Genomic DNA, 23,385 nt, shown 5'->3' with positions numbered 1-23,385 from the left:
GCGTGTAGTACGTGTTGAAAAATGGAAAGACCGTCATTATGCTGTTGACGATCATGTCTCTCTTAAGCGGCTGCTTCGGAGAACGATCAGAGCTTGCGCCATTAAAGGACGGCAAGGGGAAAATCAGGGTCGTCTATCAAGATGAAGATCGATTTTATAGTGATTATGGGAACTTCTTCAAAATGATGAACCCTGATATCGACATTGAGGTTATCAGTGAAGCAGAATTATTTGACGAAGCCGAAAAAAACGAGGCATTCAATTTGACAGAGGAAAAGAAAAAGCTGCTCGATAAATACAAGCCGGACGTGCTGTTTTTGAATGAAAGCATGTTTGAGGCCTTCGCTCAAGAAGGAAAGTTGTATGACATTGAGCCAGCTATTAGCCAGGATCAATACAAGCTGGACGGATTCATGCCTGGACTTATTGATAGGCTGCGGGCAAAAGGGAACGGAAAGCTATACGGGCTTACTCCATCCTTTGAGACAAACGTCATCTATTATAATCGAAATTTGTTCAAGAAGTATCAAATTGAGCCGCCAAACGGGAAAATGACGTGGAAGGAACTTCTTGATCTGGCAGAGAGATTTGCGAGCGTTGAATCAGGAAAGAAGCAAGTGTTTGGTTTGTATCAAACGAAAGGGCCAGCAAGTTTGATGTATGATATCGCTGCTGCATCGGCACTTAAGCTAGTTGACGCGAAATCAGGCAAGCTGTTGATCGATTCGGATGGTTGGAAAGAAGCGATGAAGATGACGGCAGATGCAGTCCGCAATCATGCGGCTTATGCTCCTCCTCCAATGAAGGAAGGTGAACAGCTTGATGGATACGATGACGCCGACTATGAGAAACATAGAGACTACTTGAAGCAGTACAGCCGATCTAACGAGATGTTCTACATGGGGCAAGCCGCAATGACGATTCAAGCGCCGTGGTTTGCTTCCTTCTTGCGGGATATTCCATACTACTCGAAGACACCGGAGATCGACTGGGGCGTCGCGGCCGCGCCTGTTAATCCTGCTAAGCCCGATGAATCGGCTTACGTGAAATTGTCGGAGATCTATGCCATATCTGCAGATTCTCCGAACAAGCGGGCGGCTTGGGAATTCGTCAAGTTCGTGAACGGGCCGGAAATGGCACAGGTTGCTGGGAAGGCAATGAACGATACGCTCCCCACGCGGTCAGACTATTTCAAGGATTTTAGAGGGCGGGAAACGGATGCGTTCTATCTGTTAAAGCCAATGCAAGTCAGTGGAGTGTCTGATAAAAAGAGCATTCCGGCAGGATTCCATTCCGAATTTGATGCTTTACTGTCGGATGCATTGAATTCTGTGATTGAAAAAGAGAAAACACTGGATGAGGCGGTTGCTGAACTTCAAATCAAGGGACAAGAGATATTGGATAGGTCGCGGGAAACCAAGCAGCAAAAGTAAATGTTCAGAAGAAGATCGAGAGCAGGGACGAAATGTTCCCACACTCGGTCTTTTTTTTGTGCTACAATTTTTATATAAAAAAATTTTTTGTCAATGTCACATTTTTGGCTTTTCGATTGTTAGATATGGTGAAGAGCACTTTTCGTATGATAAGAAAACTCAAATGAGGAGTTGTAAATACGTGACAAAGAGAGAACGAATACAAGAGCTCGATGCTTATCGGGCACTTGCTATCATGGCGGTGCTGGCGATCCATGCGACATCGGAAGCGCTGGCAGCGACAATCGGCAGTCGGGCATACCCGCTTTACTTATTGATAAATACCTTTAGTAAATTTGCCGTACCTGTTTTTATTTTTTTAAGTGGGTTCGTATTGTTTTATAATTATGCGGACAAGCCGTTAAGCGGAGGAACGATACGACAGTTTTACCGGAAACGATTACTGTACATATTAGTACCATACCTTGTTTTTTCCGCCTTCTATTATTTATTGAAGCTCTATCGCAGCGACATGTTATTCGATCTATCGTGGGCGGTGGGATATGACTTTATAAAAGCTTTGTTCGGCGGCAGGGCGTATACGCACCTCTATTACATAATTATTATGGTTCAGTTTTATATATTGTTTCCGTTATTGCTGGCTGTATTCCAAAAGATGCGTCGGACTGTGCCGCTCATGTTCCTGGCAGCTGCATTGCTGCAATGGGGATTTATCATTGTTAATAAGTATGGTTGGCAAATCCCAAGAGGGAATCTGGCAATCTCCTATCTGTCATACTTCATATTCGGGGCATGGATCGCTATGCATTACGAATCGATCCGGAATTGGCTTGTTCACTTGTCGAAGGGATATAAGCAAATTGTAGGCTGGGTCATCTTATGGAGTGCGTGGATTGGGCTCGGAATCTATCATGCATACATGTTTTATCGTGCGAATGTTGGCAAGATATTCGTCAACACCTTGTGGTATGAGCTCGTTTGGTATATTCATTCCTTATTGTCGTGCATCATTTTGATCCAAATCTCATTTGTTCTATTTTACCGTTGTGGAAGAAAAGTATCTTCATGGGTTACTTCCATCGGAGCATGCTCATTCGGCATATATTTGCTGCATCCGTTCCTGCTCTTTATTTATCGGAAAATAGGGATTAAGGGAAATATGCTCGAGTATGCACTGTATATTGCAGGCGGCTGGATATTTGCCTTCATTGGTTCTTGGTTCATCGTATATATGATTTCGCGTGTTACTTCATGGTCATGGATTGCATTCGGCATTGTTCCGGTTCAGGACAAGGACAGCAAAAGCCGTATTGTGGACAAACCGCATCACGAAGCGAATGTACGCAATTTATCGGAATGATAGAAAGAAGGATGGGCTTCATTATGAAGTCCATCCTTTTTTGTAGTAAGCGCCTTATGTTGATGTACGGATTCTACTGGTACGTGCCTTGTGCATGAAGAAGCATTGAAGCAAGAATCCAGCGACGAGAACCATTCCTGCGAGATAGGGGAGATTGGCAGGATCTGCATTCCGCTCAAGAAAGGCACCGAAGGTCATTGTACCGAAAGATCCCGCCAAATAGTTCATCGAGCTAAGGAGTGCGATTGAGATTGTCGCATGGCTTGGGCTGATCTCGACAAGTGTTTTTTGCTGGGCAGCTATGGATGCCCAACCCGCCGCACCCCACAGTATGAGCAAGAATGCGAGACTTGCTGCGTTTTGATGAACACTACCCATGAGCATCATGGACAACATGAGCACAATGATGAGAATAAGCATAATCGTTCGCGGACGCTTATATCGATCCATAATTGAGCCAATCAAGAAGCTTCCGGCGATTCCGCCCAGCCCCCACATCCAAATGAACCAAATCGATTGCTCATATTCGAATGCGGCGATGATTCGATCCAAATACGTATATAATCCTAGGCTGCAAAAGCTTAAAATCGCCGTAACAAGCATTACGAGCGTGATTTGCTTATTTTTGAACAGCGACAATCTATCGCTCAACGTCGGCAAACTATTGCTCTGAATTGTAGGAAACTGACTCGCTAGTGCCATTATGCCCAAGAGACCGACAATTACAATAAACCACATTGTCAATCGCCAATTATACAAGGAAGAAATATAAATCCCTAATGGCACGCCGATAACGGTTCCAGCACTCATACCGAACAAGATTAAACTTAAGGCTCGGCCCCGCTGCCCTTCAGGAGCAAGATGAACGGCCGCAGAGGATGCCAATGGCGAATATAATCCTGCTCCGATTCCCGCTATTCCCCTGGATATAAGAAATACGGCAAATTGATGCGTAATCGCAGACATGATATTGGCCAATGTAAAGAGCGATAATGCAGCAAGTAAAATATGTTTCGTATTTGCTCGACTTAAGATAGCTGCAAAGAATGGAGCTGCGATGGCATAGCAGAGGGTGAACGTACTGACCGATTGTCCTGCTGCACCAATAGAAATGTTGAAGTCTCCTGCGATAAGGGGGAGGATTCCGGCCATCACATAGGCATCAGCACCTAAGGCGAACATGCCGAATAGTAGAAGAGTAATGTTTCTCAAGATGATCACCAACCTTATGATAATATGCATGAAACACATGGATCGCTGTAAGAGCAAGCATCTGTTCTGAATGTATTGTATCGAGTATACTTATATTAGTGAAATTAATGTTTGGCATGAAAGGTATGAGGATAACTCATGACATTGGCGCGCTATGAAGTGTTCATGAAGGTAGTGGAGCAGGGGAATTTCACGAAGGCTGCTGAGCAGTTGAATATGACTCAGTCTGCGGTCAGCCATGCGATTGCGAGTTTGGAGAAGGAGCTTGGTCATGCGCTGCTGAATCGAGGCAAGCAAGCTAAGATTAGTACGACGGTGTTAGCAGATCGTCTTATTCCGCATATGATGCAAATTCTGCGCAGCGAAGCAATTATTCGCGAGGAAGTATCGCTAGAGAACAACCAGCTTGAAGGTTTGCTTAGAATCGGTGCTTTTACAAGTGCAGCGTCACAATTGCTGCCACCGATGATTGCACAAATCAAAAAACATCATCCGTGTGTGAAAGTGATTTTATTTGAGGGAACGTATGAAGAAGTTCAAGAATGGATTCGAAAGGGAACTGTGGATATTGGATTTATGATGAATGCGGGACAGAACCAAGATCTGCATCAAGTATTCATTCATGAAGATGAGCTTGTCATCGGTATGTCGCCAAAGCACCCACTTGCACAGCTGGACACAATCGATATCTCGCAGCTTGAGGGTGTCGATTTCATCATGCCTATGGCGTCCTATCATTCACAGGTGATGGAGTGTCTGTCCAATCATGGGGTGACGCCAAATGTGCTGATGGAAGTCCTGCATTGTAACACGATTATGAACATGGTATCCCAAGAGATCGGTGTTACCATTGGGCCAAAACTGTTGTTTCAGTCCAATGAGCAAATGGCGATCAGACCAGTGAAGCAGGCGACAAGTCGTCCGATCAGTCTGGCCTTTCGAACGGGAAGTCCTACGATTGAAGCCTTTCTAACAAGTAATCAGCTGCGTTCATGAGAAGGTACCACTCAATCTACTAAGTGAATGGAATACGAACAATCCTTGAGTCTATATATCGGATCTCATCTTGTACCGGCGGGATAGTTAAGGGTTAAGTAAACAGAAAAACTCCCGTGAATGGCTGCATTCACGGGAGTTCCTTCCATATTTACACACATGACAGTCCACTGCTTATTGAGATGTCCGTCATGCAAGCATACGTGTTAGCTTATGGATGCTTCGTAGATGGAATGAATGGAGCGGTACAGTGTCTCATCGAATTCCTCAGCTGTCTGCTGCGCAGTTAATCCTACCGACAAGGCGCGTGAGAAGCTGGCAATGAGTCCATGATTGCGAGCCAGTCTTTCATTCGCTTCATCTTGATCGTATCCGCCTGACAAGGCTACAACGCGGAGGACATGCGGATCTTCAATCAATTCACGATAGAAATTATCGACAGTAGGGATGGACAGCTTCAGCATGACTCTTACGTCTTCGCCAAGCGCATTCAATTGCTTCAGAAGCTCTTCCTTCAATAGTTGTTCCGATTGCTGCTTGTCCTTGCTATAGATGTCGACTTCAGGTTCAATAATTGGGACAAGACCCATCGACCAAATCTGCATGCCGACTTCGAATTGCTGTTCGACTACTTTACGTATTCCTTCTGCGTTCGCTTCCTTAATGACTGAGCGCATCTTCGTGCCGAAAATATGTTTCTCGACTGCACGCTTCAGTAGGTCGTTCAGATCAGGCATAGGCTTCATCAGTTGAACACCCTGTTCAAGATCAGCCAATCCTTTGTCCACCTTCAAAAAAGGTACGATGCCTTTCCTTTCCCACAAATAATCTGCGGTAAACTGTCCATCGATCGTCCGATCCATCGTATTCTCAAATAAGATGGCCCCCAATATGTACTTCGAATCAAATGCTGAGCTCGTAATTATGCGTGTGCGCATCTCGTGAACTTGCTCGAACATCTCCTCGTCATTGGAGTAACGATCTTCTGTAACCCCATATTGCAGCAGAGCCTTTGGCGTGCTTCCGCCGCTCTGATCCAATGCTGCAATAAAACCCTCTCCCGTATGAATTCGTTCCACTTGTTCCTTGTTCATTGATGTTTCTCCTTCCTATGTGTGGGATGGATGACCTCGACACTTCGTATACGCAACGTATCTAAGAATGAGGTCATAATAGAAACAGAACTTGACGCGTTCACATGAGCCTAGGCGTTCGAACCATATTGAACAAATCCAGAAGCATTCGTTCATCGTTATTCTTGCCCATACGTCAGGTAGAGTTTCTTATATTGTACAATAAATAATCGTTCTATGCACCGACATATCACCACTAGTTCATAAGCGCTGCTGCTGCAGTGTGAGCCGGTTGGATATGAACATATATTGAACCGATAATGAGGAATGGGAACTGCCGTAAGTAGGTTAGGAGGAGAAGTTGGAGGGGACAATATATTCTTCGTTATCCATCTTCATTCCTCGGAAGGATAAAAAGAAGAGGAGCTCATATCCGAATGATATGGGCTCCTATATTTTTTCTGTTGCAATAATTTCTTTTACTTAACAACTGAATGTAAGGAAGTGCTCGTCCAATTCACAATTATTTAATCACACGACGTGCTGTTTTGAAGGTCTTGTCCCACGCGCTGCCTTTAAAGTTGGAAATCGTCACTCCTACACCTTTCTTATATGTGTGGATGACTTTGTTATTGCCCATATATACAGATACGTGATTGATGATGCCATCACGATTCGTGTCAGAGAAGATAAGGTCTCCCGCCTTCAATTGACTCTTCGAGACTTTAGTACCCACTCGCGATTGCTCTCTGGAAGAGCGAGGGAGGTTAATGCCATTCTTTTTGAAAATATATTGTGTAAAGGAAGAGCAATCAAATGCACTCGTTCTTCCTGTTGCTGCACCGAATACATATGGAGTCCCCATAAATTTCTTGCCTGTTTGGATCACCTTATTTGCTACGGAAGTAGAGGAGGCTGCTTCCACCTTCATGACTGCAGCGTCACTAACAATACTACCCGACAAGGCGAGCGTTGCGCATATTCCGATGCTGAGTAGAGTTTTTCCCATACGTGTTGCCATGATGTTGTTCATGTTGTAATCCTCCTTATGGATAAACAAATGTGATAACCGCCTAGTTGACTTGCAATCAGCATAGCATATCTTTTTTCGTCCATAATCTTCCTTCGATCCGTGAATCCCGCACCACTACAGCAAATATCGAGCTTTATGATAATCAAATGAGAATCAGATTAAAAATATCATTGATAATGAGAATCAATATCTATATAATGAGAATCGTTATCATATAATTGATAATCATTCTCATACACAAGGTAATAAGGAGGCTTACATAATCAATGAAAGTAATTAAATATGGGGTCATCGCACTCATGATCGTCGTGCTTGCCGCTTGCGGCAATGCGAAGGAGAATTCAACGGTCACTGGTTCGGTGCCTGCAACTAAGTCCACAACAAATTCGGGTCAAGACTCGCCAAATCATGTTGATAAGAAACCGGAAGAAGACCCAGAAGTAGAGAAGCTCTTGAAGCAATTCGGGACGAAGCAGCCAGAGAAGATTGTGACATTATCAGTCTCCATTACGGAGATTTTGAACGAAATCGGGGTAACGCCAGCTGGTGTCCCTAAGTCAAGCAATAAACTGCCAGAAGCATTTGATAACGTCCCCCGTGTAGGTTCTTCACACCAGCCTGATCTCGAGCAAATCGCTAAACTGCAGCCAGATGTAATCGTAAGCCCAATGTCTATTAAAGACAGCATTGAGAAGAAGTTGAAGCCAGCGTCATTGCCTACGGCTTATTTGCCGGCAGATTCGTTAGAACAGTTGAAATTATCAACGACTGTACTAGGACGTGTGTTCGGCCGAGAAGACAAGGCAAATGCTTATCTGGAGAAGATTCAGCATGAGGAGCAGGCAGTACTCAATTCCGTGAAGGGCAAGCCTGCACCAAAGGTTATGATTCTGTTCGGTTCAGCAGAAGCCTTGATGCTAATGAATGACAATACATTCGCCGGAAGTATTGCTCGCAATTTGGGGGCTACAAATGTGTTGTCTGACGTAATGAAGAAGTCAGAGGACTATGTACCGCTCAATATGGAGAGTGTGATAGCTGCAAATCCTGATGCCATCTTGCTGGTCGCGCACGGCGATCCGAATGCGGTTGCCAAGAAATTTGAGGATGACGTGAAGAAGAATGGCGCTTGGGAGAAAATGAATGCCTTTAAAAATGGAAAATTGAAGGCTCTTGATTCCAAATTGTACGGTATTGCGTCCATAGTCAAGGCGCCTGCAGCCTATAAAGATATGGCACAAATCCTATTTGGTGAATAAGGGGTTCTTACGGAGTGAAGAAGAGTGCGTCACGACATAAATATATCCTACTACTTCTAGCTGTTGTTCTGCTTGCCATTCTGACGCTGCTCTCCATTGGGATTGGGAGCGTGCAGTTCAGTATGAAGGAAACGCTAGATGCTGTACTCGGATACGGGAATGATGTCGCCAATACGATATTGTGGGATATTCGAATTCCGAGGGTGCTGATGGCCTTGTTTATTGGTGCTAATCTGGCCGCTTCAGGCGCACTAATGCAGGCAGTGGTGCTCAATCCGCTTGCAGATCCAGGACTCACTGGAGTGTCGAGCGGTGCGGCAGTAACGGTACTGTTCATTATGCTTGTTATTCCTGGGTACTATTCGATGGTTCCGCTCGCGGCAATTGTTGGGGGCAGTATAGCAGCGCTTATGGTATATGGACTCGCATGGAAGAAGCACTTTGGTTTAACGCCTGTGCGCATTATTTTGTCAGGGGTAGCTGTGAATGCAGTATTTGGAGGAATGATTGGACTGCTTTCCATCTTGTATAGCGACAGGCTTCCTGCTGCTCTGCAATGGCTGAACGGGAGTTTATCCAGTACTAGTATGGCAGATGTTCTCGTCATCCTTCCGTATTCATTGATAGGATGGGCAGCAGCACTGCTATGTATACGGCATGCGAATATTTTGCGATTAGGCGAGCAGGTAGCACACAATTTAGGCCTTAATCTGACTCATATTCGAATCCTACTTTCTTTTATTGCGGTCTATCTAGCAGCGATATCCGTGTCCACGGTCGGACTTGTTGGGTTTGTAGGCCTGCTTGTGCCGCACATTGCAAGAATACTAATCGGCTCTGACTATCGTTATCGTCTTCCTCTTAGTTTTGTTCTTGGTTCAATGGTGCTCCTCATCGCTGATACCATTGGTCGGACAATCTTTAGTCCTGTAGAGATTCCCGCAGGAATTGTCATGGCCATGGTAGGAGGGCCATACTTCTTATATTTGATGCGGAAAGGGGATGCCTGATCGATGCTGCATCTGTCATCACTGAACATTCGTTATGGGAACAAACAGATTGTGCACGACTTCTCGCTTCATGTGAATGAAGGCGAGGTGCTTACGATCATCGGCCCTAACGGGTCGGGCAAGTCTACTGTTCTGAAGGCAATTACTCGATTAATTCCCTGTGATAGTGGGCGAATTTGTATTGCGAATGAGGAATTGCAGCAGTTCAGTTCGAAACAGTTGTCGCAGATCATGTGCATGTTGTGCCAATCCAATTCAAGCCCTTCCGATATGACCGTAGAAGAACTGGTTGGATATGGGCGAATGCCCCATAAGAAATGGTATGAACGGATGAATGATGAGGACAAGGAGATTATCTGCTGGGCAATGGAGCTAACGGGGATGACCTCCTATAAGGAGAGAAAGGTTGTATCCTTATCAGGTGGAGAGGCGCAGCGCGCATGGATTGCAATGGCGCTGGCCCAGCGGCCAAAAGTGCTGTTGTTGGATGAACCAACGACTTTTCTCGATATCGCGCATCAGCTTGAGGTTTTGGAATTGGTTCGCAAACTAAATCGTGATCTGAATCTAACCGTTATTATGGTGCTGCATGACTTGAACCATGCCAGTGCCTACAGTGACCGAGTATGTGTCATCCAGAGCGGGGGAATCCGCATATGTGGGACCCCGGGTACGGTATTTACATCAGAGCTGATTCGCAGTGTATATGGGGTAGATACAGATATTCAGTATTTACCGGATCGAGAACATCCACGAATACATGTGTTGAATAAATGGAATAAGGAAGCGAGGATTGGGAATGAAGCAACAGGATAATGACAAAATGAAACAAAAATATATGAGTTTCATTGATAGTGTTCAATCTGTAGTGCTTAGCACAATTGCCGAAGATGGCTCTCCGTTTGGCTCATACGCTCCCTATGTGCGGAAGGATGGCAAGCTGTATATTTATTTGAGTAAAATTGCCCAGCATTATCGGTATCTTGAGCATAATCCGTGTGTAGATGTTCTCATGATTGAAGATGAATCCAGGACCGGAAACATGTTCGCTAGACAACGTGCTCGCTTCTCATGTCAAGCGGCGAAGCTGGAAAATGAGGCGAATGAGGACATATTTGCTGAGTTTGAAGCGTCGTTTGGATCAAGTCTTATTCACATGCTAAGAGGACTTGATTTCTCATTGTTTGAACTGTCACCTACAGAAGGACGATATGTTGCTGGATTTGGTCAAGCCTATGATATCGATTTGGAAGCATTGCGCTTCGATCATGTTGCAAGAGATGGGCATCAACAGTCTGAACCAACAATGTAGGAGGGAGATGAAGGGAATGACGTACGATACGGTATCGGTCATATGGGATACGATCCAAGAACGGTTCTATCAGATGGTGCAGGAACTGACTGATGATGAATTGAGTTATGGAGTGGGCAGTGCCACAATTGGCTACATGATTAGACACAATGCAGAGGTGGAATATTTATTTGCAGATTGGTACTTTGGACAAGAGTTGCCTGCGGATGTGGAAATTCGCACGAGTCGAGGGCCGTCAGGAGACTCGAATCGATATACAAGCATACTTGACATGCTGCAATTGATTCAACATTCGCAACATCATATTCGTCAAGCGATGTGTACGCTGCCTGAACAAGCATGGCATGTTCCGGTGAAGTCGCCAATGGGAACGATCACACCGCTACAAGCGGTTGGACGCCTGTTGTATCATACCAGTCTGCATGCAGGGCAAATTGCCTTCATACTTAAGCATACCAATCCCGCCTCCATCTCTGCGAGGCAGCAGAGGTCTACCCCTGCAACTTTACATTGAGCCAACATGTAAGTTAGATTGAGCTACCTTGAAATCAACCTTTTGGTTGATTTCTTTTCTTTGTGTGGAGTAAGATATGTCCCGAGAGGAATGAACTGGAGGATGATGGCAAATGGTAAAGTATCTTGCATGTTCAAAAGTAGATATTTCAAACATTTATGAAGCGTTTACAGTTGGCTTTTCTGATTATATCGTGAAGATGGATATCACCGAAGAGATGTTCAAGACTCGTTTCTTTGGCGTTGAAGGCAACCAGCTAGAGAATTCTTATATTGCGATGGATGGGGAACGACCAGTCGGGTTGATACTAGGCGGATTGAAGAGATATGAAGGCATACTAACGATGCGCTGTGGAGCACTTGCAATCCATCCTGATTATCGTGGAATCGGAGTGAGCTCAAAATTATTCGAGCTGCACAAGGCTAGAGCAGTGGAGTGCGGTTGTGGGCAGTTGTTCCTTGAAGTCATTGTTGGGAATGACAGAGCGATCCAATTCTATAAAAAGAAAGGCTACTCCAAAGTATACGATCTTAGCTATTTTACCTTGAATCATCCAGCTAGTATGCTGGGCAGAAATGTTGAGGGGCATGAAATAAAGCCAGTTCCGTACGAATGTTTTGAGCGGCATGTGCATAATTGGCGCATCCCGCATATCAATTGGCAGAATGATTTGGACTACATGAGGCTGTCTGACGCCAATAACTATGTCGCAGCTTATAAAGACGATAAGGTCATTGCAAGTTTATGTATGAATGATAGTGGCAAGGTTAGTTTTCTCTATGTAGATGTTGAATATCGAAATCAGGGGATTGCTACCGAAATGCTTATGACCATGATAAGAGAGAAGCAGCCAGAGCGATTATCGGTTTCTTTTGCGAATAATCATTATCTAGAAGGCTTTGTATCTAAGCATGGATTCAATCGAAATGAGCTCGAGCAATATGAAATGTATTTGCATTTGTAAATAATTTTGCAGTTGTAATCAATGATTTCCCCTCATTGAGGGACTTGGAGGATGGGTGGTTAAGCCTACATCGGGTTAATGAACTATCAGCGTACGTACAGAATATAATGCTCACACGATCACGTATGCTGTAAGGATGTGTAGACAATGCCATTTATATTGCGCTTCAGTACGATAACAAGAGGTGCGATTACGTTCACTGGGAATTCTCTTGGTATTAGCCGCGCCTCTAGATTTTCTCCTGCTTGTACACCGGGTACGGCTGATGCGATAGGGTCTTTTATTATTAATAATCCAAATGTAATGTGCGGTACAGTTCCGTCCAGTCCTTCGACTGGCGGGGGGACGACGAATATGTATTTGATAAATTTCTCAACAAATTCGCTCGTCCTCCCTCCTGGAAGTACAGTTGTATACGCTGAATTGGTATGGGGCGGGACATATTTGATCAATACACCGGGCGGCGAGGATTTATCAGCCCGCTTGAATGACCCGGTCAGATTCAGTACACCGGCAGGCATGTTCAATATCCAGCCAGAGACGTTCTTCAATTATGCCATTAATACTCAAGGCGATTTAGGCTATGTGCGCTCTGCCAACGTAACTGCGCTGGTTGCGGGAGGCGGTGCGGGAACATACGGGGCTGGCAGAATTGTTGGGACACTGGTTCCGGATCCGAATACGACAAGTTTCGCAGGTTGGTCACTCGGGGTCGTATACGTGAATCCTGCATTGCCTTTCCGCAGCATGAATTTATATGTCGGGAACGTCCCGATTCAAGCCATATCTCCACCAGTCAATGAAATGATCGGGAATTTCCAAACTCCATCAACAGGCCCTATTACCGGCCGCCTGCTCGTCAGCGCGCAAGAAGGAGATGCGGAGATTACGGGAGATTTCGTACGCTTTGGCCCAACCCTTGCCAACCTTACAACGATTCCGCAGCCCGCAGGATTTACGAATAACTTCTTCCAATCACTAATTTATGATGATAACGGGAATATCAACCCGACAGCTACTTTCGGGGATCGCAATCCTATACCTGGGCAGCCAGGGACGAATATCATTGCAGGGAACCGTCAAGGATGGGATATTGCCAACGTAAGCATTTCCAACAGTCTCGTGAACGGGCAAACTTCAGCAGCACTTCAATTCGGAACGAATGGCGACGGATATACCGTCAATCTGCTGGCGATTCAAATTGACAATATTCCACCGACGCTGCTGCTGGAGAAGACCTCTTTTCCTGATACAGTCACCGTTGGAGAAGAGATCGTATACACCATTGTCGTCAGCAACGATGGAGACTCCCCGCTTGTGAACACTGTACTTACTGACCCGCTACCAGCTGGTGTTACGTTTCAATCGGTTCAAACTACGCAAGGTTCGGCATCGTTTGCTGCTGGAACGGTTACCGTAGATATCGGGACGATCCCGGTTGGTCAGAGTATTACCGTCAATATTACCGTGCTGGCAACAGCGGCTGGACTCATATCCAATACAGCTTCAGCCCAAGCAAATCAGACCGGCATCATCTCCTCAACCGCAGTCAATACCGTAAATCCTCTGCCACCTCCAATCCTAGAAATTGAGAAGCTGGACTTTCCCCCAATCGTCGCCGTAAATTCAGAACTCGTTTATATTATATTTGTCTCCAATATTGGAGGGAGCACAGCGACCAATGTTGTTATGAATGATCCGCTGCCGGCAGGAACCACCTTTGTATCCGCTGAATCGGATCAAGGGACGATTTCGTTCGATGGCACGACAATTACGAATGACATTGGTTCACTTGCTCCGGGAGAGACTGTGGTCATTTTTATCGTCGTCATCCCAACGGTCACAGGTACAGTCTTGAACACGGCAACGACGTTTTCAGATGAGACTGCGCCACAATCCTCTACTACCGAAACTCTAGTTATCGAAGAGCCGATACTTGAGTTAATGATATCGAAGTTTGCAGGGCCGGATCCTGCAACTGTTGGAGAAGAACTCATCTATACGATCGTTGTCTCCAACGAGACGACGGAGTTATTAACCGGCGTGGAAGTGGTGGATGTGCTGCCGCCTGGTCTCGTCTTCGTATCTGCCGAAACTACGCAAGGAACCGTAACTGAAGTGGCTGGCACCGTGACAGCATTGATTGGCGATCTTGATCCTGGTCAGTCTGAAATCATCACGATTACCGTTATTCCTACAGCTCCGGGCGTCGTAACGAACACAGCTACAGCGACATCTGATCAAACAGAACCTGTATCATCCACGATTGATACAACCGTCAATGCGCTTCCTCCGGCTTTTTTAACCATTGAGAAGCTTGCCGAGCCGGATCTTGTAACCCTTGGAAATGAAGTCATCTTTCAAGTGACGGTGTGCAACATGGGAGAAACGGCGGCCACAAATGTGGTTGCGGTGGACACATTGCCTGCAGGCGTTGAAGTCACTGGTATCCAAGTATCTGAAGGCACATTCACGCAGGTCGGGCAAACGATCACAGCATCTTTCGGTGTCATTGTCCCTGGAACGTGCGCTATGATTACGATCGAAGCAATTACGACTATAACAGGAATATTAACGAACACAGCAGTGGTGACCGCTGATAATGTTGAAGACCCTGAAACAGCAACCGCAAGCATTACGGTATTACAGCCGCTCGCCATTTCGAAGCAAGCTTCAAGCAACCCTGTGCTTGTCGGCAGCCTGTTGCAATATACGATCAGTGTTGCAAATCTCGGAGAACTTCCTCTAACGAATGTAATCGTGCGTGATGTCATTCCTCCTACGGTTGAATTTGTTAGTGTTCAATCTGAAGGAGGCACTTGCTCTGTATCCGGGCAGACCGTTACTTGTCTCTTGGGCACATTGGAGGGTCAACAAGAACAGACGATTATCATTACAGTCATTCCTTTGTTAGAAGGGGTGGTTACCAACACGGCTACCGCTCAGGCGGATAATACGCCTCCTGTTACAGCTACGATTACGACGCTAGTTGTACGTCCTTTAGAGTGCATTTCTGTCAGCAAACTGTTCGATTGGGTTGTTACTCGGAGTGATTTCATCGTGGAAGAGTCTATTCCCGAAAACTGCAGGGCTTTCGTAGAACAAGCAATTGCTGGCGGTCGGCAAGTGCTTGTAAGCTGCAATGCAGTGCCAGCTATGGGAGAATGCAGCATCACGGTTGTAAAGCGGCTGCCGCTGCCCATTATCGGATCGCAAGCAGCTATTGTACTGACGACGTGCTCTGCAGAGGTAACAATTACGTTAACAGATAGCGGAACAGGAGAAACATGCACGTTTACACTATTAGTCAAGAACAACGAGAAAGTATCACTCTGCTTACCGCTCCCATTAGATGAATCCAACATTACTTCTCAAATATTCGATATCCATTGTGCTGCACGAATTACTGACAGCCTAACGATTGAGTTGCAATTGGATTGGTGTTTGGAGCTTATCGTGAAATTTACAATACCGCTGATGGTTGAAGCTACATTCTGTCAACCTAGGGCATTAATTCCGATACCAGAGTCATGCAGCATCAGCCTTCCAATGCAATGTCCGACGATTTTTCCATTCGTATAAATGTCTTGTAATCCATAGAGATTCTGGATTCTTTATTGTTGTTGAGAACTCATGCCTGCATGAGTTTTTTTTTTTTTGTGCGCGGAAGTGGAATCATAAGGCAGACACATATTTGATCGGATTCAGATCAAGGGGATAGCTTGTGATATAATTACTGCTAAATAAGGAAAGCAAGGAGTTGATCGTCATGCAATATCGTCGTCTTGGCAATAGTGGATTGAAGGTGTCAGCGCTTGGATTAGGAACAAATGCTTTCGGCAAGCGGGCTGACAAGCTGGCTTCGACTCGAATTATTCATCAAGCGCTGGACTATGGCATTAACTTTATTGATACGGCTAATATTTATGCTGGTTCAGAATCAGAACGCATCATCGGTGAGGCGCTGATAGGCAATCGACACAATGTCGTGCTGACAACGAAGGCAGGATTAATTCGAGGACAGGGGCCGAACGAGCGCGGGTCATCTCGCTTTCATTTGCAGCAGGAATTAGACAATAGCTTGAAGCGGCTAAATACCGATTATATTGACCTGTATCAAATACATACATTTGATCCGCATACTCCACTTGAGGAGACGCTGCGGACGCTTGATGATATGATACGTTCAGGCAAGGTGCGGTATATCGGAGCGTCTAACTACGCTGCTTGGGAGCTGATGAAGGCGATTGGCATCAGTGAACGGCTTGGTCTGAATCGTTATGTGTCCATGCAAACCAGCTATTCACTGGCTGATCGAACGCCAGAACTGGAACTGGTTCCGCTATGTCAGGATCAAGGGGTGGGAATCATTCCATATTATCCGCTTGCAGGAGGAATTCTGACAGGGAAATACCGTGTGGGCGATCAGAAGCCAGCTGGCTCACGAGCAGATACGGATCCGAATTTCTACAAGTTCTTCAATGAAGAACGGTTTGCGTTAAGTGAACAGGTGAGCGAATTGGCAGCGGACATCGGCTGTAGCCCAAGCTCGTTGTCATTAGCTTGGCTTATGCACCAGCCTTGTGTATCGACAGTCATTGTAGGAGCGACGAAGGTGGAGCAGTTAGAGGACAATATAACGAGTGTCAATGTCGAACTTAATGAAGAACAGTTGAACCTATTGGATGAAATAAGCCGTCGATATCGTTATGGGGAACCTTTTGCCGTATACCGGTTGCCTGAGTAAATGAGAAAGTAAGGAAGCAATAGACACCGTCTCTAGGTAATAGGGGCGGTTTTTTTGAGTTGAGATTTCGAAATCTTGCGCTCATATTCGAAAAACGATGTAAATGGAAGGACGGTAAGTATAATAGAGTGATAAATGGTCTGTCCTCATAGCGAGCTGATAAACTGTACCTGTTCAATTGTCGTCTTGGTCGGTAAGCTATTATTCAATTGGAACATCTTTCTTGAATTGAACAGTGGAAGGGAGTTGCTGGATTCCGTATGCTTAGACAGAATCCGATCTTGGATCTATCAACTGAGGAACAGTATATGCTAGGCTCATATACGTTAGAGAAGATCAGTCAGTATCTATCATACACCGACGAGGTAGTAGTTGCCCCTGAATTAATCCCATCAGAGATTGTGCAGTATGCGGAGCAAATTGACTTTGCTGCTCCTGTCAAGCCTCAAACTGCGGTTCAGCATGTTATAGAAGGACTGCGTCGATATCAAGTGCACACAGCACATCCAGGATATTATGGCTTATACAATCCCCGCCCGAACTTTATGGGGATTATGGCAGACACGATAACAGCGGCGTTTAACCCCCAGCTTGCTGCATGGAGTCATGCGCCGCTTGCCGTAGAAATTGAGAATTATGTACTGCGTGAGCTCGCCACTCAATTTGGTTACTCGCGTGATGTTGCTGATGGAACCTTCACGACTGGGGGAGCGGAAGCCAATTTGACTGCAGTCTTAACGGCTCTATCTTATCATTTTCCAAAGTATGCAACAGACGGATTAGCAGCTCTGGAGAAGCCACCCATTCTGTATGCTTCTGAAGAGAGTCATCATTCATTGGTGAAAGCGGCTCGTTCCTGCGGGCTTGGAACGAATTCAATTCGCTCCATTCGTACGAACGATTCCTTGCAAATGGATATTGGAGCGTTATTAGAACAAATACGTATAGACCGCGCGCAGGGTTTTGCCCCATTTCTTATTATTGCTACAGCGGGAACGACGGGAGCCGGTGCAATTGATCCGTTAATGGAAATCGCGGCAGTAGCGGAGCATGAACAGATGTGGCTTCATGTGGATGCTGCTTATGGCGGCGCAATCGTATTGGATTCCGAGCTGTCCTTCCATATGGATGGTATCCAGCAAGCAGATTCAATCGCGTTTGATGCTCATAAGTGGCTGTCCGTTCCGATGGGGGCGGGCATGTACTTCACACGGCATTCACGTATATTGAATGAAACCTTCCGTATAACGGCAGATTATATGCCGAAGGAGGGTGAGGAGCTGCCCACGATTGATCCATATACGCATTCCATTCAATGGTCACGGAGATTTATAGGATTGAAGCTGTATTTATCCCTGGCTACAGCGGGTTGGGAAGGATATCGGGCTGTCTTGCGACATCAAGTTGAAATGGGCAAGCTATTCCGAGAAGAATTAATGCGATCTGGCTGGACAGTTGCCAATGATACCGTGCTGCCTGTCATTTGCTTTCTTGATCAAGAAGCATGGACACGAAACGACCAGGACTTCGCTCTATTTGTGAATCAACACGTATTGAGCACAGGGAAAGTGTGGCTATCCGTATTTACCATTCATGGTGTACCAACGCTGCGTGCATGCTTTACCAATTACGATACGAATGTGCAGAATGTGAGTGAACTCATTCATTTATTAAATGAGGCCAGATCCCTATATTACAGTCACCAAGCACATGTGTGATAGATGGTATGGGATAAATTACAATGCAATGGATCATTGCACAATGATAGTGTGTCTACTATAATGTTACCTACAACTTTATAACTGGATGAAGTTTGCGGGAGATAGACGAATCGTCTAGCCGAAGGGGTAAGCTCTCAGGCGCTTAGACATATCGAACCTTGAGCTCGAATACGTATAAGCAGGACCGTAAATGGACAGGACTCTGGAGAGACTCCATGATTGGGGCACCGAAGGGGCAAGACGAATTTGATTCTCGTGGATTCGTTAAAACTCTCAGGTAAAAGGACAGGGATGCAGAAGCGTAGAAAAATCGTAAGTCATTGGTATGATGATCTTATTTAGGTATGTCACTTACGTCAGGTTATTTATTCTGCACACATGTCCCCAGGGTCAAATCATTCGATTTGACTCTTTTTATTATTCACAAAGAGGGGAACTGATTTGACAATGATGGAACAATGGTTAGACAAATTGAACAACATGGTATGGGGAGCACCGCTTCTTATTTTATTAGTAGGAACGGGAATTTTATTAACGATCCGCTTGGGAGCGCTACAGTTGTTCCGCCTGCCGCTCGCCTTGAAGTTAATATTCAAGTCGAAGAACGAGGGAGAAGGGGATGTATCCAGCTTCGGGGCATTGGCTACTGCGCTGGCGGCGACAATTGGAACTGGTAATATCGTGGGGGTTGCTACTGCAATTAAGGTGGGTGGACCCGGTGCATTATTCTGGATGTGGGTTGCTGCATTCTTCGGAATGGCCACCAAATATGCGGAAGGATTGCTTGCTGTCAAGTATCGCAACATTGATGACAATGGACAAGTGCTAGGCGGTCCTATGTATTATATTGAGAAGGGACTTGGCATGAAATTCAAGCCGCTTGCTGTATTCTTTGCGATTAGCGGAGTACTGGTTGCCTTGCTTGGAATTGGTACATTTCCGCAAATTAATGCGATCGTCACTTCTACAGAAGCAAGCCTTGGTGTACCTGCAGTAGTCACTGCGGCAATCGTGACTATCGTGACCGCGCTTGTTACAATTGGCGGGATTCAGAGTATATCGCATGTGACGACGACAATTGTTCCTGTCATGGCTATTATCTATTTTATCGCGAGCTTTGTTGTGCTTATTGCATTTGCGGATCAGATACCGCACGCACTGTCGTTAATTTTCCAAGGCGCGTTTAATGCAACAGCAGCAGGTGGCGGCTTCTTGGGAGCAACGGTTATGATGGCGATCCGCAACGGGATTGCAAGAGGTGTATTCTCCAATGAGTCGGGACTCGGAAGCGCACCGATTGCGGCTGCGGCTGCGAAGGTAAAATGGCCAGCTGAGCAAGGACTCATATCAATGACCGGAACATTCATCGATACGATCATCGTCTGCTCGCTTACAGGATTAACATTGATTGTAACGGGTGTATGGAATGGCCCAATGGAAGGAGCGGCCATGACACAGGCAGCATTTGATGCTGCGCTGCCATACGGTTCCCTCATTCTTATGTTTTGCTTGATTTTATTTGCATTCACGACGATTCTTGGCTGGAACTATTACGGCGAACGGTGCATGGTTTATTTATTCGGTGTCAAATCGATTCTGCCGTACCGCCTTATGTTCATTGCGATCATTGGCTTTGGGGCATTTATCAAGCTGGATATGATATGGAAGCTTGCTGATATTGTAAATGGATTAATGGCGCTGCCGAACTTAGTTGCACTGCTCGGTTTGTCTGGAGTCGTCGTGTCTGAGACGCGTCTATATTGGAAGCATAGGGAATCCGAAAAATAAATAGAAGCAGGAAGCAATTCCTGCTTTTAAGTAAACTGCCAAATGCATGAAAGTGAACATTTGGCAGTTTTTTTGCGTTTAATGAAACCTTTTGCCTATCTTGTGCATCTAATTGACAGTTTGATTCGCGTGTATGGGGTAAAGAAGGGAGTAGAAACGGCTTGCATAGCGATATAGAGACAGAAGTGAGATTGGCTAAGGAAGGTAATAAAGAAGCATTTATTCGACTCATCAAGCAGCATGAAGCCCAAATGTTCAACATGGCCAGGTCGATCGTCAGAAGGGACGAGGATTGTGCAGATGCGATGCAGGAGACTGTGCTCAAGGCTTATCGCGCACTGACAAACCTAAATCATCATGCCTATTTTAAGACTTGGCTCTTTCGGATATTGATCAATGAATGCAATATGATATTGCGGAAGCAGGCTCGCATCATCATGCTGGCTGAACTCCCAGAAGTTGGTGTTGCCACGGCTGAATACAGTGATCATCTTGATTTGCGTCAGGCGATCTATCGGCTTGAGGAAGTATCTCGCAATATTGTTATTTTGTTTTATTTTCAGGATTTGCCTATGCATCAGATCGCCGAGATGATGGATATGTCCGTGGGCGCGGTGAAGACACGGCTGCATCGGGCACGTCACACGCTCGCAGAATGGCTGGATGATACTGAAGAAAGGAAGATGAACGGATGAAAGACATACAACTGCCTATCGATCAGCGACTGGAACAGCTTAGGGAACCATATATTAGCGAGCTGCCAGAATCCGTTCGCAACCGAATGGATCGGACATACCAGATCATCGACGAGATGCTTCCTGGACGGAAGAGAAGAAGTCGGAAGAACCGCTGGCTGCGCAGAGTGTTGATTTCAACAGCGGGTGTAGCGAGCCTCGGGATGGTCATGATCTTCTCGGGTCTTGCCTCTCCAGCGATCGCACAGACGTTAAAGCAGATTCCGTTCATGGATAGCGTATTCAAACTGGTGGGGGATCTTGGCTTGCAAACCGCTGGAGAAAAGGGGATGGTCACCTCAGTCAATCAGCGCGTAACCCATAAGGGAGTGACGCTCACGATTTCTGAGATGATGTATGATGGCAGCAGGCTATCTCTAGTGCTCAGTAGAGAAGATTCGAAAGCGGCGAAGGTTTCTTTTTTTCAGTTATGGAACAAGCAGCGCATGCTAAGCAAGCGAGCCAATAATATCGATTTTTATATGGGAGACAAGCAAATAAATACCGGGATGGGGCTCCAGCCGGGTGGGGAGCATGCTCCGCAATCGATAATCGTTACCGCTTTAGATTCTGCTGATCTTGAGCTTCCAGACTCGTTCGAAATGAAGATGGTCGTGTATTTGGCTGATGTGGATGAGAATTACGAGTTTCTCTTCCCGATCAAGAAGGATACGGAGCGAACGATTATCCTGAAGACATCAGAGACCAAATCACATGATTCGATAAATATGTCGATCGATCGAGTCGAAATTACCCCCATCACAACCCGCTTGCTCGTCGGTGTCCACGGGGCAAGCGGAGAAGAAGATTATCGTAAAATGCTGGATGCAATACCGGATAGCTATAAAGTTGATGGGTTCCTCAATCTGGAGTTCGATATCGAGGATGAGCAGGGAAATGAACAGAATGCAATTGCTGGGAATGGTTCAGGAGAAGGAACAGGAATGGTGTTCTCAACCTCTTACGAGCCGTTCAAGGTGAAGCCTAGCTTAATCGTCATTAAGCCGTTTGTTAGAAAAGGCCCGGATAAGAATTATATTCCACAACTGGAGTTCAAGCTGCCCGTTCGATGAAAGGATTGCATTCCTCGATCATTCGCGTGTAACATGAATATTGATGGAATTATGCTATTACATCATGTATTTCAGTCGGAGGAGAGTTCACATCATGGAGCGCTTGAGTGATTTGGAACCAGGTATTCGAAGCATCGTTAAGGATTTTATTGAATCAGGACGTCCTTCTGCGAGACAGAAGAGCTATCAGGATCGCCGTCAAGGTTATGTACAATCGGTTGTGTTGGCAGGAGAAGCGGAGCCTATATGGGAAATCACCGATCATACGATCGATTCCATCCCTTTACGCATTTACCGACCGTCGTATATGTCTAATCTTCCTGTTATGATCTATTATCATGGCGGGTGCTTTGTGAGCGGGGATTTCACAACTCATGACCGTCAGTTAAGAGCACTAGCTAACAAGGGGAACTCGATCGTGGTAGCGGTAGATTACCGCTTGGCACCAGAACATGCCTATCCAGCTGCTCATGATGATGCCTATAAGGCCGCACAAATTGTGCGTGAGCATGCCGTATCTTGGGGAGGAAATCCGAATGATATTACACTGGCAGGTGATAGTGCGGGCGGACATATTGCGCTAGTAACGTCCTTGCGGCTCAAGGCGCAGAAGGAATGGATGCCAACAAGACAAATCTTGATATATCCGATGTTGGACGCTAGTGGTTCAAGCGAGAGTTATCAACGGTACGGAGATGATTACGTGATCACTCGCGATGCACTGCTCAGCGGTTTTGAAGCTTATTTCGGAGATATTTCATCTGAACATCTAGAGGCGAGTCCTATTCAGCGAAGCGACTTGGAAGGATTGCCATACACGCATATTCTTCTTGCCGAATTCGATCCTCTTGCAGACGAGGGAGAAATGTTGTATCGACGCCTGCTTGAAGCAGGAGTTGGTGTTGAGTGCAGGAAGTATTTTGGTGTCAATCACGGATTTTTCCAACTTGCGGGCATAAGCGGCGCTGCACGGACGGCCATTCAGGATGTTGCCTCTATTATGACGAGGTAACAATAGATACAATCATTTGCTTGAACTAGATATAGAAAAGCTGAAATAGATATAGATATAGATATATAGTTATAGATATAGATAAAAAGAAGAGATAAAAAGGTGAATAGATAAATTCCTAGTTGAATCAGCGGCAGACGGTTC

At 45.6% G+C, this 23,385-nt stretch carries 19 protein-coding genes and 1 riboswitch; of the genes, 16 read left to right on the top strand and 3 right to left on the bottom strand.

The features are described from left to right. Window positions 1-11: 11 nt before the first annotated feature. Both M3661_RS09775 and M3661_RS09770 read left to right on the top strand, forming a co-directional pair. Window positions 12-1,433, top strand: coding sequence for an ABC transporter substrate-binding protein (locus M3661_RS09775; RefSeq protein ID WP_251484155.1), 1,422 nt, complete (start codon window positions 12-14; stop codon window positions 1,431-1,433). 181 nt (window positions 1,434-1,614) lie between these two features. Then, complete coding sequence (locus M3661_RS09770) at window positions 1,615-2,793, top strand: acyltransferase (RefSeq protein WP_065292570.1); 1,179 nt, start codon at window positions 1,615-1,617, stop codon at window positions 2,791-2,793. Between the two features lie 54 nt (window positions 2,794-2,847). Here the strand turns inward: M3661_RS09770 and M3661_RS09765 are convergent, their stop codons facing one another. Next, window positions 2,848-4,005 (bottom strand): MFS transporter, encoded by a 1,158-nt coding sequence (locus tag M3661_RS09765; RefSeq protein ID WP_065292569.1) that lies wholly within the window; start codon window positions 4,003-4,005, stop codon window positions 2,848-2,850. A 138-nt stretch (window positions 4,006-4,143) separates the two neighbouring features. Between M3661_RS09765 and M3661_RS09760 the strand changes: the two genes are divergently transcribed. After that, complete coding sequence (locus M3661_RS09760; RefSeq protein ID WP_065292568.1) at window positions 4,144-5,001, top strand: LysR family transcriptional regulator; 858 nt, start codon at window positions 4,144-4,146, stop codon at window positions 4,999-5,001. A 206-nt stretch (window positions 5,002-5,207) separates the two neighbouring features. On the opposite strand, the gene M3661_RS09755 is transcribed toward M3661_RS09760, so the two are convergent. Then, complete coding sequence (locus tag M3661_RS09755; RefSeq protein ID WP_251484154.1) at window positions 5,208-6,095, bottom strand: fructose bisphosphate aldolase; 888 nt, start codon at window positions 6,093-6,095, stop codon at window positions 5,208-5,210. 502 nt (window positions 6,096-6,597) lie between these two features. Then, window positions 6,598-7,107, bottom strand: a complete 510-nt coding sequence (locus tag M3661_RS09750; protein WP_065292566.1) for a C40 family peptidase — start codon at window positions 7,105-7,107, stop codon at window positions 6,598-6,600. A gap of 266 nt (window positions 7,108-7,373) precedes the next feature. Between M3661_RS09750 and M3661_RS09745 the strand changes: the two genes are divergently transcribed. The 13 genes from M3661_RS09745 (at window position 7,374) to M3661_RS09685 (ending at window position 23,241) form a co-directional block, all read left to right on the top strand. After that, window positions 7,374-8,366 carry an ABC transporter substrate-binding protein gene (locus tag M3661_RS09745; RefSeq protein WP_065292565.1) on the top strand — a complete coding sequence of 331 codons (993 nt, stop codon included), beginning with the start codon at window positions 7,374-7,376 and terminating at the stop codon, window positions 8,364-8,366. 14 nt (window positions 8,367-8,380) lie between these two features. Further along, window positions 8,381-9,376 carry a FecCD family ABC transporter permease gene (locus tag M3661_RS09740; RefSeq protein WP_065292564.1) on the top strand — a complete coding sequence of 332 codons (996 nt, stop codon included), beginning with the start codon at window positions 8,381-8,383 and terminating at the stop codon, window positions 9,374-9,376. Window positions 9,377-9,379: 3 nt separating this feature from the next. Next, window positions 9,380-10,192, top strand: coding sequence for an ABC transporter ATP-binding protein (locus M3661_RS09735; RefSeq protein WP_251484152.1), 813 nt, complete (start codon window positions 9,380-9,382; stop codon window positions 10,190-10,192). Then, window positions 10,176-10,688: a HugZ family pyridoxamine 5'-phosphate oxidase gene (locus M3661_RS09730; RefSeq protein WP_251484150.1), complete on the top strand. Its 513-nt coding sequence runs from the start codon at window positions 10,176-10,178 to the stop codon at window positions 10,686-10,688. Before M3661_RS09735 ends, M3661_RS09730 begins: the two co-directional genes overlap by 17 nt. Before the next feature lie 16 nt (window positions 10,689-10,704). Continuing rightward, window positions 10,705-11,202 carry a DinB family protein gene (locus M3661_RS09725; RefSeq protein WP_251484147.1) on the top strand — a complete coding sequence of 166 codons (498 nt, stop codon included), beginning with the start codon at window positions 10,705-10,707 and terminating at the stop codon, window positions 11,200-11,202. A 112-nt stretch (window positions 11,203-11,314) separates the two neighbouring features. Continuing rightward, entirely contained in the window at window positions 11,315-12,166 is an 852-nt protein-coding gene (locus M3661_RS09720) for a GNAT family N-acetyltransferase (protein ID WP_251484143.1), read from the top strand. Window positions 12,167-12,313: 147 nt separating this feature from the next. Beyond that, a complete protein-coding gene (locus M3661_RS09715) occupies window positions 12,314-15,748 on the top strand; it encodes a BMQ_0737 family morphogenetic spore coat protein (RefSeq protein WP_251484141.1) in 3,435 nt (1,144 codons plus the stop codon). 187 nt (window positions 15,749-15,935) lie between these two features. Further along, entirely contained in the window at window positions 15,936-16,913 is a 978-nt protein-coding gene (locus tag M3661_RS09710) for an aldo/keto reductase (protein WP_251484137.1), read from the top strand. 260 nt (window positions 16,914-17,173) lie between these two features. Then, window positions 17,174-18,631, top strand: coding sequence for a pyridoxal phosphate-dependent decarboxylase family protein (locus M3661_RS09705; protein ID WP_251484123.1), 1,458 nt, complete (start codon window positions 17,174-17,176; stop codon window positions 18,629-18,631). Between the two features lie 195 nt (window positions 18,632-18,826). Continuing rightward, window positions 18,827-18,933, top strand: a riboswitch (glycine riboswitch). 148 nt (window positions 18,934-19,081) lie between these two features. Beyond that, entirely contained in the window at window positions 19,082-20,422 is a 1,341-nt protein-coding gene (locus tag M3661_RS09700) for an alanine/glycine:cation symporter family protein (protein WP_251484119.1), read from the top strand. A 161-nt stretch (window positions 20,423-20,583) separates the two neighbouring features. Then, on the top strand, window positions 20,584-21,117 hold the full coding sequence (locus tag M3661_RS09695) for a sigma-70 family RNA polymerase sigma factor (protein WP_021253554.1): 534 nt from the start codon (window positions 20,584-20,586) through the stop codon (window positions 21,115-21,117). Next, the gene (locus M3661_RS09690) at window positions 21,114-22,229 is read left to right on the top strand and encodes a DUF4179 domain-containing protein (protein ID WP_065292557.1); all 1,116 of its coding nucleotides are present in this window, start codon (window positions 21,114-21,116) and stop codon (window positions 22,227-22,229) included. Before M3661_RS09695 ends, M3661_RS09690 begins: the two co-directional genes overlap by 4 nt. Window positions 22,230-22,323: 94 nt before the next feature. Continuing rightward, window positions 22,324-23,241 (top strand): alpha/beta hydrolase, encoded by a 918-nt coding sequence (locus M3661_RS09685; protein WP_251484118.1) that lies wholly within the window; start codon window positions 22,324-22,326, stop codon window positions 23,239-23,241. Window positions 23,242-23,385 lie beyond the last annotated feature (144 nt).

Source organism: Paenibacillus sp. MER 180 (assembly GCF_023713665.1).
GTDB lineage: Bacteria > Bacillota > Bacilli > Paenibacillales > Paenibacillaceae > Paenibacillus_B > Paenibacillus_B suaedae.
Note: the sequence above shows the minus strand (reverse complement) of the source record. Positions and strands in the feature narration are given on the sequence as shown.

Bases quoted from the DNA above. Each gene is read 5' to 3' on its own strand.
- M3661_RS09760 (WP_065292568.1), top strand. From the start codon at position 4,144: ATGACATTGGCGCGCTATGAAGTGTTCATGAAGGTAGTGGAGCAGGGG.
- M3661_RS09755 (WP_251484154.1), bottom strand. From the start codon at position 6,095: ATGAACAAGGAACAAGTGGAACGAATTCATACGGGAGAGGGTTTTATT.
- M3661_RS09750 (WP_065292566.1), bottom strand. From the start codon at position 7,107: ATGAACAACATCATGGCAACACGTATGGGAAAAACTCTACTCAGCATC.
- M3661_RS09745 (WP_065292565.1), top strand. From the start codon at position 7,374: ATGAAAGTAATTAAATATGGGGTCATCGCACTCATGATCGTCGTGCTT.
- M3661_RS09735 (WP_251484152.1), top strand. From the start codon at position 9,380: ATGCTGCATCTGTCATCACTGAACATTCGTTATGGGAACAAACAGATT.
- M3661_RS09730 (WP_251484150.1), top strand. From the start codon at position 10,176: ATGAAGCAACAGGATAATGACAAAATGAAACAAAAATATATGAGTTTC.
- M3661_RS09725 (WP_251484147.1), top strand. From the start codon at position 10,705: ATGACGTACGATACGGTATCGGTCATATGGGATACGATCCAAGAACGG.
- M3661_RS09720 (WP_251484143.1), top strand. From the start codon at position 11,315: ATGGTAAAGTATCTTGCATGTTCAAAAGTAGATATTTCAAACATTTAT.
- M3661_RS09715 (WP_251484141.1), top strand. From the start codon at position 12,314: ATGCCATTTATATTGCGCTTCAGTACGATAACAAGAGGTGCGATTACG.
- M3661_RS09710 (WP_251484137.1), top strand. From the start codon at position 15,936: ATGCAATATCGTCGTCTTGGCAATAGTGGATTGAAGGTGTCAGCGCTT.
- M3661_RS09705 (WP_251484123.1), top strand. From the start codon at position 17,174: ATGCTTAGACAGAATCCGATCTTGGATCTATCAACTGAGGAACAGTAT.
- M3661_RS09700 (WP_251484119.1), top strand. From the start codon at position 19,082: ATGATGGAACAATGGTTAGACAAATTGAACAACATGGTATGGGGAGCA.
- M3661_RS09690 (WP_065292557.1), top strand. From the start codon at position 21,114: ATGAAAGACATACAACTGCCTATCGATCAGCGACTGGAACAGCTTAGG.
- M3661_RS09685 (WP_251484118.1), top strand. From the start codon at position 22,324: ATGGAGCGCTTGAGTGATTTGGAACCAGGTATTCGAAGCATCGTTAAG.